15 protein-coding genes are annotated in these 9663 nt (G+C 57.7%); 8 read left to right on the top strand and 7 right to left on the bottom strand.

Annotation, left to right across the window (positions count from 1 at the left end; translation table 11 throughout):
• The 7 genes from R6V78_RS06755 to R6V78_RS06725 all read right to left on the bottom strand — a co-directional run.
• Positions 1 to 203: rubrerythrin family protein (locus R6V78_RS06755; protein WP_410288577.1), on the bottom strand; the 203-nt coding region annotated here is incomplete at its 3' end.
• 56 nt (positions 204 to 259) lie between these two features.
• On the bottom strand, positions 260 to 469 hold the full coding sequence (locus tag R6V78_RS06750) for a hypothetical protein (protein WP_410288576.1): 210 nt from the start codon (positions 467 to 469) through the stop codon (positions 260 to 262).
• Between the two features lie 69 nt (positions 470 to 538).
• A complete protein-coding gene (locus tag R6V78_RS06745; protein ID WP_410288575.1) occupies positions 539 to 694 on the bottom strand; it encodes a hypothetical protein in 156 nt (51 codons plus the stop codon).
• Positions 695 to 790: 96 nt separating this feature from the next.
• Complete coding sequence (locus R6V78_RS06740; protein WP_410288574.1) at positions 791 to 1414, bottom strand: peroxiredoxin; 624 nt, start codon at positions 1412 to 1414, stop codon at positions 791 to 793.
• A 121-nt stretch (positions 1415 to 1535) separates the two neighbouring features.
• Entirely contained in the window at positions 1536 to 2105 is a 570-nt protein-coding gene (locus R6V78_RS06735; RefSeq protein WP_410288573.1) for a peroxiredoxin family protein, read from the bottom strand.
• A 183-nt stretch (positions 2106 to 2288) separates the two neighbouring features.
• A complete protein-coding gene (locus R6V78_RS06730) occupies positions 2289 to 2762 on the bottom strand; it encodes a ferritin-like domain-containing protein (protein ID WP_410288572.1) in 474 nt (157 codons plus the stop codon).
• A 132-nt stretch (positions 2763 to 2894) separates the two neighbouring features.
• A complete protein-coding gene (locus R6V78_RS06725) occupies positions 2895 to 3110 on the bottom strand; it encodes a hypothetical protein (RefSeq protein ID WP_410288571.1) in 216 nt (71 codons plus the stop codon).
• Positions 3111 to 3318: 208 nt separating this feature from the next.
• Between R6V78_RS06725 and tpx the strand changes: the two genes are divergently transcribed.
• From tpx to amrA, 8 genes are all read left to right on the top strand, one after another.
• Complete coding sequence (tpx, locus tag R6V78_RS06720; RefSeq protein WP_410288570.1) at positions 3319 to 3918, top strand: thiol peroxidase; 600 nt, start codon at positions 3319 to 3321, stop codon at positions 3916 to 3918.
• Between the two features lie 129 nt (positions 3919 to 4047).
• Positions 4048 to 4503 (top strand): thioredoxin family protein, encoded by a 456-nt coding sequence (locus R6V78_RS06715; protein ID WP_410288569.1) that lies wholly within the window; start codon positions 4048 to 4050, stop codon positions 4501 to 4503.
• 29 nt (positions 4504 to 4532) lie between these two features.
• Entirely contained in the window at positions 4533 to 5435 is a 903-nt protein-coding gene (locus tag R6V78_RS06710; RefSeq protein WP_410288568.1) for a TIGR01777 family oxidoreductase, read from the top strand.
• The gene (locus tag R6V78_RS06705; RefSeq protein WP_410288567.1) at positions 5432 to 6940 is read left to right on the top strand and encodes a SagB family peptide dehydrogenase; all 1509 of its coding nucleotides are present in this window, start codon (positions 5432 to 5434) and stop codon (positions 6938 to 6940) included. The genes R6V78_RS06710 and R6V78_RS06705 overlap by 4 nt, the downstream gene beginning before the upstream one ends.
• Positions 6941 to 7048: 108 nt before the next feature.
• Entirely contained in the window at positions 7049 to 7990 is a 942-nt protein-coding gene (locus R6V78_RS06700; RefSeq protein WP_410288566.1) for a ribose-phosphate diphosphokinase, read from the top strand.
• A 65-nt stretch (positions 7991 to 8055) separates the two neighbouring features.
• The gene (locus R6V78_RS06695) at positions 8056 to 8268 is read left to right on the top strand and encodes a hypothetical protein (protein ID WP_410288565.1); all 213 of its coding nucleotides are present in this window, start codon (positions 8056 to 8058) and stop codon (positions 8266 to 8268) included.
• Positions 8269 to 8431: 163 nt separating this feature from the next.
• Positions 8432 to 8833: a hypothetical protein gene (locus R6V78_RS06690; protein ID WP_410288564.1), complete on the top strand. Its 402-nt coding sequence runs from the start codon at positions 8432 to 8434 to the stop codon at positions 8831 to 8833.
• Between the two features lie 54 nt (positions 8834 to 8887).
• Positions 8888 to 9493 (top strand): AmmeMemoRadiSam system protein A, encoded by a 606-nt coding sequence (gene amrA / locus R6V78_RS06685; protein ID WP_410288563.1) that lies wholly within the window; start codon positions 8888 to 8890, stop codon positions 9491 to 9493.
• The last annotated feature ends 170 nt before the right edge of the window (positions 9494 to 9663 follow it).

Below are 9663 nucleotides of genomic sequence, written 5' to 3'. Positions count from 1 at the left end.
TCACCCCCTTCCAGCAATTTGAACAGCCGTTTGGCATGCTCCTTCTCCTGGTTGGCGGTCTCTTCAAAAATGTCGGCAATCTGAACGAAGCCCTCGTTTTTGGCCTGCTTGGTGAAATAGGTATAGCGGTTCCTGGCCTGAGATTCACCCGCAAATGCCGTCAAAATGTTCTTTTCGGTTTGTGTTCCTTTAATCGATGCCACCCGTGATCCTCCTTGTTCGTCTGCTCAGGGTTTTAAATGTGGTCGCTTGTGGTGCGTCAGCAATGCTCGTTCCACCAGCCTTTGGAAATGTGTTTGAGCTTTTCCGTTTCGGCTAATTGCTTGATTTTGTAACCTGAATCGCGAAGCATGCCGTAGAGAATACCGCAACCGGTGTCCTCGCGGTCGCCGTCCCCCTTGTCGGCCAGCGCGATCATGCGTTCTGCCAGCACAAGGGCCTGCCTGAGATTGTGGTCACATGGTTTCACGGATTGAAACGCTCCGAAGGGGTTGGAAACCTCCGGTTGGAGAAAACAATCGACGGTTTCACCAGTCCCTCAATCAAGATGCGTGCCAAGGCGAAAAGGATCGTGAAAAAGCGAGTCAAACATTAAGAAATGCGGCTGCAAATGTTCTTTATGGCCGCGTGGTGGCATGGCTGCAGCGGGTGTCATGAATCCCAGAATAACTTGAAAAACCGGTTTTGTTTCCATGGATGCGGCCTGATTGTCGGCTCAGGCCCCTGTTCATCGAGGTCTCATGTTTTATTGATACAAAAATGTCTCGCAAGACAGTGGCGCTGGGACGGTTTATTCTGCCTTGGTGGTGTTAATCGCCTTCAGGGCATCGGCAAGATCCTGCAGATTGGGGCGCCGGTTGATATCCGAGACCGAAATGAAGCGAATGATGCCCGCCTTGTCGATGACAAACAATGCCCGTTCGGCGGTGCCGTCCGTGCGAAGCACACCGAAACGGTGCGCAGCCTCGCCGTGGGGCCAAAAGTCCGATAACACGGGAAACCAGAGACCACCCATCTGTTGGGTCCAGGCAAACAGGCTGGGCAGGTTGTCTACGGTGATGCCCAAAAGGACCGCGTCATGCTGCTCGAAGATATCTCTGGTGATGTTGTAGCCTGGCCATTGGTCCGAACAAACCGGCGTCCACGCTGCCGGGACAAATGAGATCGCAACGTTGCGTTTCCCCTTGAATTGCGCCAGGGAAACGGGTTCCCCAGTGAGGGACGGCAGGGTAAAGGGAGGGGCTGGGTCACCGACCTTGACCTTTAAAATACTGTCGACCGGTTTGAGTTTGCCGGGGTCATAGATCATGGACTGCATGGGTGGTTCCCCTGCCGGGCAAGGGCCGGGAAAGAGCGCAACCAGCAATATGGCTGTAAAACCCAAAACACCCACCCGTATTCTTGAATCGTTCATCGGGCTCACCGTTTCTTTTACCATATCCGCACGTTGGGTTATTGCAACCCCCACTATCCCCATATGTGTTCTGGGAGCGGCAGGGTCAAATACGGTTCAGGCAATCGTTGCAAAAAATTGTTTAATCCAGGCTTAAAAAGCCTTTCAGGCGGTTCAAGAAGATTTCCTGAACTTCCATATTCCCGGCATCGGTCCACAATACCCGCCCTTTGTCATTCGGCCCGATGGTGGCGATGATGAAAAACGGGGTGCGCACCTCTCCCAGGGTCTTATGAATTAAAAAGTCCGGGTCAGCAAACAGGGGAAAGGTGACCTGATAGTGTTTGCGAAAATAGTCGACCTCATAGGCGGAATTGCCGACGCCGATACCAATCATTTTCACCCGACCCCGCAGGGTTTGCGATGCCTCGATGGCTTGGTGCAGGCGGTTGACGGCCGGCGCCTCCCGCTGGCAGACGGGGCAATACATGCTGAAGATTTCAATGACCAGCAGGCTGCCGGTGATGGCTGCGGGATCGAAGGTATCGCCCGGAGAAAGGCCCAGATAGGCGCGGGTGTCTGGGTTTTCGGGGCTGTCCAGGCGCATGTCGGGCAGCCGGTCTCCGGGGGCCGGGGCCCTTTGGGCAGCTGACAGGCCTGGAAGGGCCAGTATAACCAAAACCAACATCCACCGCAGGCTGAAGGTTTTCAAGGTAATTCCTTTCCTTGGGACCGGTTTTCGGCTGAATGGGTGTACGTATCAGGTGTCAACGTGGCACACTGGTGTCTCATGCGACTGTCGAAACACACCAAAAGGCGGCGGGCCGAGGAAAGCGCCTCAATCCCCTCAGGTCGGGCGCTTTCCCGCAGCTAAACGACAAACCGTGGCTATCTGTTATTTGGTGGCGACGAGGCGGCGGCTGAGCAGCTTGATGTGGGACATCTCTTCCTTGATGATGTCGTCCAGCCTGGACTGCCCCAACGCTTCGGGTACAAGGTCCTTCATCCCCAGGTAAAAGACAATCGAATCCTTTTCAGCCAGAATGGCGGCTTTTAAAATGGCATGCATCGATGTGGTGTCGATCTCTTTTTCGAAAAAGATGCGTGTATCCGCCAACGCCTTGAGGTACGCTGCGGCTTCATTATCCGGATCAAAAGCGGTCGACACTTTTTCCGTCTCGGAGAGCTCGCGTCTCATGTTGGCAAAGGTTTTTTCATGGTTATCTTCCATGGCCGCCAAATCCAAGAGAAAGTTTACACCGTCGGGGTCGCTGACATCGGCGGCTGCCTTTCTGTAGAAGACCGCGCCGTTTCTTTCGATCTGTTCAGCCATCTCAAATACATCATCCGCATTAAAATCGTAGCTCATGGTTGGAGTTGCCTCGCTTTCCCACCTGCAGGTTGTCTCAAAATGGGCATTCGCCAAAACAGGTTATGTGAACTACATGCCCATTTCACGGTCAGGCTGTCAACCTTAAAAATCAACTGAACGCCCGTCCGGTCAGGCCTGTTGTTCCTTCAGGCGGCATTCGTCGTCCCATTCGGGGCAGGCGCTTTTGCGGTCGGTCTGAAATTTGAGCATGCATTCGCCGCATTCCAATTCAACGTTGGGTGTATCCCCATAACGTTTCTTGATCTCTTCCTTGGAAAGTACCTGGGCAAAGCTGCACCCACACTGAGGGCAGGCAGATTTGATATGATAACGTTTGTGACCCATGGACAACCTCCGTGTGATTGAAGTTTTTGAAAAGTGAATTATCTTGATATAGTCAAAAGCAATAATAGTGCCATTGGGGGCAGATGACAATTGGTGATTGGCATGTTTATTGACTGTTATCAACAGTGCGTACGCTTCATTTTTTGCGGGTCAACACCCCCGACCCAGCCGTGTTCGACATACACCCATGTTCATCAAGGAGGACAAAATGGCTCAGACCGCATTCAAAGGATCACCCGTCCCGTTGTCCGGCGATCTTCCCCGGCCGGGTGCGAAAGCGCCCGATTTTACTTTGACCCGCAGTGATTTGTCGGATGTTTCCCTAAAGGACTATGCCGGCAAATCTGTTGTACTCAATATTTTCCCCAGTATCGATACACCTGTGTGTGCCATGTCGGTGAGGAGGTTCAACGCTGAAATCGGCAAGACCGACAACGCGGTTGTGCTATGCGTGTCAGCGGACCTACCCTTTGCCCATGCCCGGTTCTGCGGTGCCGAAGGCCTGGACCACGTGGTTTCCGCCTCCACCTTTCGCAGCCCCGGATTCGGCGAGGCCTACGGTACGCGAATTACCAGGGGTCCGCTGGCCGGCCTCATGGCACGCGCAGTGGTGGTGATCGATGGAAAGGGCAAGGTGGCCTACACCCAGCTGGTGGATGAGATTTCCAAGGAGCCGGATTACGACAAGGCGTTGGCCTGCCTTTCCAGTCCGGAAGTCATGCAGGCCTGCACGGCCAGTTTTACGGCAGAGCATTCGCGAGGCATGGATGATGACGGTCCATGCGACGACGGTCGTGCTGGCGGGTGAGCCGGTTTCAACCCAACCCATATGGGTCAAAATCTGCCTTGGGCGTAAATTTCAATCCGCGACGACCGCTATGGATTCCATAGATTGAGGGCAATCCACCTCAACGACCGTTTAGACAAAGGAGATGCGATGGCAGGTGAGACAGTCTTGATACGGTGCCGCAACTGCGGCACCCGCAATCGGATCCCCGTGGGTAAGCTGCAGGATGGACCACACTGCGGGCGCTGCAAAAAGCCTTTTCCCCCCATCGCAACCCCCAGCCAGCCGGTGGTGGTGACCGACCGGACCTTTGCCAATGAAGTCATTGCCAGCCCATTGCCGGTATTGCTGGAGTGCTGGGCCGCATGGTGTTCAGCCTGCGGGGCCCTGTCGCCGGTGCTGAACGATCTGGCCAGAAATTATGCGGGCCGGCTTAAAGTTGCCAAGCTCAACGTCGATCAGAATCCGTCCACCGCATCGCGCTACAGCGTCATGAGCTTGCCCATGCTGCTGTTTTTCAGGGATGGGAGACTAGTTGACACGGCAGCCGGTGCATTGCCAAGACTGGAGATCGAGCGCTACCTGTGGCGCTTTCTGTCCAGGTAGGTGCTTCGATCCCGAAAGGAGATGACCACATGAAGATCACCATTACAGGGGCCTCCGGATTCGTGGGCACGGCATTGACCCGTGTGCTGCTGGACGATGGACACACGGTGACCGGGTTGGGGACTTCCGCCAGCCATCCGCTGCAATCGGCTGCGCACTTCAACTGGGTCAGTGCAGACACCACGGTTTCAGGAGAGTGGCAGAAGGTGGTCAGCGGTGCCGATGCCGTGGTCAATCTGGCCGGACGTACGCTTTTCAAGCGCTGGTCACGGGCTTACAAGACGCAGATCGTCGACAGCCGCGTTCAAACCACGCGCAATGTTGTCAACGCCATGGCTGGCAGGAAAAAAACGCTGGTGAGTACATCGGCTGTGGGCTACTACGGCAGCCGGGGTGATGAGGTGCTTGACGAGCATTCCCGTCCGGGAACCGATTTTCTGGCCCGTCTTGCCGTGGACTGGGAACAGGCGGCCCTGGATGCCGAGCGGCAGGGTGTTCGGGTGGCCATTATGCGTTTCGGCGTTGTGCTGGGCGCCGGCGGCGGTGCCCTGGCCCAGATGCTGCCCGCCTTTCGCATGTTTGCCGGCGGCCCTTTGGGAAACGGCCGCCAGTGGTTTTCCTGGATCCACCTGAGCGATCTCATCCGGGCGATTCAGTTCGTCCTTGATCATGCGCCTGCCCGTGGCCCCTACAACTTGTGTGCACCCGGGGCTGTGCGCCAGAAGGAATTCGCCCGGGCCCTGGGGTCGGCCCTGGGCCGGCCGGCCATCGTTCCCGCCCCCTCTCTGGTCCTGCGGCTGATGATGGGGGAGCTGGCTGGCGTGCTCCTGGCGAGTCAGAAGGTCCGCCCCGAACGCCTGATTGCCGACGGTTTTTCCTTCCGGTTTGCCGACGTGGACAGCGCCCTGGCAGACCTGGTGGGGACACCATGATCCCGGAGGCGATTTCCGCTGCCCACTACCACCGGGCCACCAGCTACCGTCGTAATCAACTGACTCCCCACACGCTGGACTGGGTGCATCAACCGAAGACGGCCAAAGACTATGCGCAGCTGGCGCGCGTACCGCTGAATCGAAGCGAAATGCTGCCCGCAACAGATTACATCGAGCTGGTGAAACACGGCCGCATCGATAACCGCCGCCATTCAAAACCCCTGGACATCGGGATAATTTCAACGCTTTTTCGCCTGACCCACGACGTTACCGCCCGCAGCCTGAATTCGGACCCGCCTTTTTTCTACCGCAGCGTTGCCTCGGCCGGCGCCCTGTACCCCTTTGAGCTGTATCTGGCTGTCCATCACATCGACGGTTTGGATGCGGGCGTCTACCACCATAACCTTTTCGATTATTCCCTGACCCGCCTGCGCCGCGGTCAGATTCCTGAGATCCCGCCGGTGGACCGCAACGTTGCGGCCACCTTCTGCATTACCGGAATATTTTTCCGCAGCGCCTGGAAATACCGCAGCCGCGCCTATCGCTATGTCCTGCTGGATGCCGGCCACCTGCTGGAGAACCTGCGTCTGGCCCTGGTCGCTATGGATCTTGCGTTTTCCATCCATCTTGATTTCGATGACCTGGGGATCGAGGCTCTGCTGGGGCTGGACCCGCAGCGGGAAGGATGCCTGGCATGCGTCCATCTGCATGACGCGCACGGCCCTAAGAAAACAACCACCGCTGTCGGCCTCCTTAAGCCCCTTACCGAAGACATTCTTCGGGCATCGACGGTATCGGGAAAAGAGGTCACCTATCCGGACATCATCGGGGTTCACCGCGCCGGGCAGAAGATATCTACCCGGTTTACGGAGGCCAACCCGGCCTTGAATGTGCTCGTCAATCAACCGGCGTCCTGGATCGATCTGGGTCCGCAGGAATTCCAGGGTCCGGCGGATTACGTCCGCTTGCTGCGGCAGCGACGTTCCCGCCGCAACTTTGTGCCTGCAAGCGGTTCCCGGGCAGGCCTGGTGACTTTCCTCGGCCTGATGGCCGGCAGCATGGGCGCAGCATCGAAAATGCCGCAGGCGTCCCGATCCGTCCTGGTCACCGGGCTGCTCCTGGGCGCAGGATTGTCGGCGCCACCGGGCTTTTATCTGCTGGATCCGGATGCTCGGCAATTGGGGCGCGTATGCGGCGGTCGGCTGACAGCGCCCATGGCGGCGGCCTGCCTAGATCAGATGTGGCTGAAACATGCCGCCTTGCATGTGTTGTTCATGACCGACCTGGCCGCCTTGGAGCGAACCTGGGGTGCCCGGGGCTACCGCTACGCCATGATCGAGGCCGGTCGTCTGGGCCAGCAGGCCTACCTGGCCGCCACGGCCGTAGGATGGGGGGTCTGCGGCATCGGTGCCATTTATGACCGTGAAGCGGCGGGTCTGCTGGACCTTTCGGATGACGGGGCACTGCTCTATCTGGTTGGGGCCGGTCCCGTCAAATCGACTTGACACCCGGCCGAAAAGCGGCCGTTGCATCTGACTGACGGATGTCTTTGCCGCCCCCCCCCTTACGGCTGCATGCAAGAGATTCCTCACCCTTACCACGGAGGCAAGGCCATGCTGACCGACCTAAAAATTTTTTCCGGCAGCGCCAACCCGCAGCTGGCCCGGTCGATTTGCCGCACACTGGGCATCGGCATCAGCCGTCTGGAGGTGTCGCGCTTCTCCAACGACAATCTGTTTGTAAAAATATTAGAAAACGTCCGGGAAAAGGATGTGTTCATTGTGCAGCCCTTTACCGCACCGGTGGGTGACACCATCATGGAGCTGTTTATCATCCTGGATGCGCTCAGGAGTGCATCGGCTCGACGGATTACGGCGGTGATTCCCTATTTTTCCTATGCCCGCTCGGACAAGAAGGACGCCCCGCGAATCTCCATCGCCGGCCGGCTCATGGCGGACCTGATCAGGACGGCCGGTGCCAGCCGGGTGCTCACCATGGACCTGCATTCGGATGCGGTGCATGGTTTTTTCAGCGTCCCGGTGGACCATCTTACGGCCCTTCCCTATTTTGTGGAGCACTTCCGCAAGCGGTTGGACCTGGCCAATGCCGTGGTGGTAGCCACCGATGCCGGGGGTGCCAAGCGGGCCGGCCGGCTGGCCGAACGCCTTCATCTGCCCATGGCCATTATTGACAAGCGGCGCCTGGCCGACACCGAGGTTGTCCAGGGTCTCGTGGTGGGTGAGGTCAAGGGACGCGATGCCATCATCTACGAAGACGAGATTTCCACCGGCGGAACCCTGGCAGCCTCGGTAAAAACCCTTGCGGATGCCGGGGTGAAAAGCCTCCACGTCGGAGCCACCCATGGGGTTTTGTGCGGGTTGGCTGTAAAACGGCTGGTGGAAAGTTCCATCGAATCGGTGGCCGTTACCGACACGGTCCGGGTCCCCCGGGAAAAACAGGCCGGTAAAATTCAAATCCTGTCGGTGGCCCCGCTTTTTGCAGAGGCCATTCGGCGCATCCACACCGGAGAGAGCGTGGGCGCCTTGTTCGATTAATTGTGTGTATTTTTGTTAAAGTGATTCGCGTGGCTGCCGATACCTGTTGATAAGGAGGTTCGGCCATGGACATCGTTGTGATCGGCAGCGCTTTCGTACAAAACGAGGAGCCTAAACACAGGCAGCCGCGGCTTCCCGCCAAAAACGTCGGTTTCGTGGAGAAGCGCCGCAGCCGCACAGACCGGCGTAAAAGTGTTCGCGAAGGTGTGGTGGTCAGTCTTTCCCACCAGATAGACCGCCGAACCCGACCGGATCGCAGACAAAACGGCACCGATTGAACCGCGACAGCGAGCGCCTTCCCCGCGGCTTGCCGCGGGGAAGGTTGAATTCACTCAAGGCTGACGCACGGGCCGCCTCCATGACCCGGATGACTGCCCCGCTGCCGGTGCGAATCCATTGGGCAGCGGGCGATCATGGAATTGAAAACAGGGAGTTTCCATCGTGAGCGCATTTATCACCAACGGTTTCAGATTGATCAGCCGGCTGGACCGGGATATCGGCGTCCTGATCGATAACTGCCTGGGCTTCCTCTATTCCATCGATTTGGGGCATGGCATGCGCAAAGAGATCAGCCAGATTGAGTCGGCCCTTTACGATATGGTTTACTTGGGCCGAACCCCGGCAGGCTGTGAGTTCAAGGAAAATCTTTTTCGCACCCGGATACTGCCCCTCATGAAGGGTCTGGCACCGCAGGGATATTACTTCGGCATCAATCTGGAAAATAACGGTCTGCTTGGCTACTGGCAGAAGCCCGATTGCGAGGCCGGTTTTGGCGCCCCTGAATCCTTGGCGGCTGCCAATGACGAACAAACCGTGCCGAATGGTTCACCTCCTGCCGGTTGAACCGGCCTGCATCCCGCGCCAAATTTCTCGACACGCCTTTTATGGAGTGAACCGATGCAAAACCCAACCGAAAATCGTCAACCACTGACCCCGGAACAGGGATCGGCCCTGGTGGTTTTGGCACGGCAGACCCTGGCGCGTCATTTTGGCAATACAATCGCACCGGCCGATTTGCAGCACCTGGAGGCGCAACTTGCGGATCAGACGCTTCAGGCCTGCTGCGGAACCTTCGTCACCTTGAAAATTGACAACCGTCTGCGTGGATGCATCGGCAGCCTGGCGGCTACTGTGCCCATTGTCGCGGGGGTGCGCGAAAATGCCCTTAATGCGGCGTTTCACGATCCACGGTTTCCGCCGCTGGGCAAATCCGAATTGGATGCGGTCCGAATCGAGGTCAGTGTGCTCACTGATCCGTCCCCGCTGACCTACACCAATGCGGACGACCTGCTTTCCGGGCTCAGGCCCGGTGTCGATGGGGTGATCATCAAAAAGGGATTTGCCAGCGCAACCTTCCTGCCCCAGGTTTGGGAACAGCTTCCCCAGCCTGAAGCGCTTTTGTCCCACCTGTGCATCAAAGCCGGCCTGCCGGCGGGTGCCTGGCGGAAAGGGGATCTGGAAGTGCAGGTCTATCAGGTTCAGTATTTTGAAGAGGACCGCTGACGGGGGTGTTCGTGCGGTGGTGATAGCCACGGGAACTGCCTCCGTGGCCGTGCAACTGGATTCCGTAGGCGCATGTGCAATCAGGTACTGAAGGATCTGGGACCTGATCATCCCCTCCATCCACCGCGCCTCCATTTTCGGTGTGGCCCCAGGATGGGGGGTGATCGACA

This window comes from Desulfosarcina sp. (genome assembly GCF_046496365.1).
Taxonomy (GTDB): domain Bacteria; phylum Desulfobacterota; class Desulfobacteria; order Desulfobacterales; family Desulfosarcinaceae; genus Desulfosarcina.
Note: the sequence above shows the minus strand (reverse complement) of the source record. Positions and strands in the feature narration are given on the sequence as shown.

Excerpts from the sequence above, each read along its gene's own strand:
- tpx (WP_410288570.1), top strand. The coding sequence starts at position 3,319 with ATGGCTCAGACCGCATTCAAAGGATCACCCGTCCCGTTGTCCGGCGAT.
- R6V78_RS06725 (WP_410288571.1), bottom strand. The coding sequence starts at position 3,110 with ATGGGTCACAAACGTTATCATATCAAATCTGCCTGCCCTCAGTGTGGG.
- R6V78_RS06730 (WP_410288572.1), bottom strand. The coding sequence starts at position 2,762 with ATGAGCTACGATTTTAATGCGGATGATGTATTTGAGATGGCTGAACAG.
- R6V78_RS06700 (WP_410288566.1), top strand. The coding sequence starts at position 7,049 with ATGCTGACCGACCTAAAAATTTTTTCCGGCAGCGCCAACCCGCAGCTG.
- R6V78_RS06710 (WP_410288568.1), top strand. The coding sequence starts at position 4,533 with ATGAAGATCACCATTACAGGGGCCTCCGGATTCGTGGGCACGGCATTG.
- R6V78_RS06705 (WP_410288567.1), top strand. The coding sequence starts at position 5,432 with ATGATCCCGGAGGCGATTTCCGCTGCCCACTACCACCGGGCCACCAGC.
- R6V78_RS06695 (WP_410288565.1), top strand. The coding sequence starts at position 8,056 with ATGGACATCGTTGTGATCGGCAGCGCTTTCGTACAAAACGAGGAGCCT.
- amrA (WP_410288563.1), top strand. The coding sequence starts at position 8,888 with ATGCAAAACCCAACCGAAAATCGTCAACCACTGACCCCGGAACAGGGA.
- R6V78_RS06715 (WP_410288569.1), top strand. The coding sequence starts at position 4,048 with ATGGCAGGTGAGACAGTCTTGATACGGTGCCGCAACTGCGGCACCCGC.
- R6V78_RS06740 (WP_410288574.1), bottom strand. The coding sequence starts at position 1,414 with ATGAACGATTCAAGAATACGGGTGGGTGTTTTGGGTTTTACAGCCATA.
- R6V78_RS06745 (WP_410288575.1), bottom strand. The coding sequence starts at position 694 with ATGGAAACAAAACCGGTTTTTCAAGTTATTCTGGGATTCATGACACCC.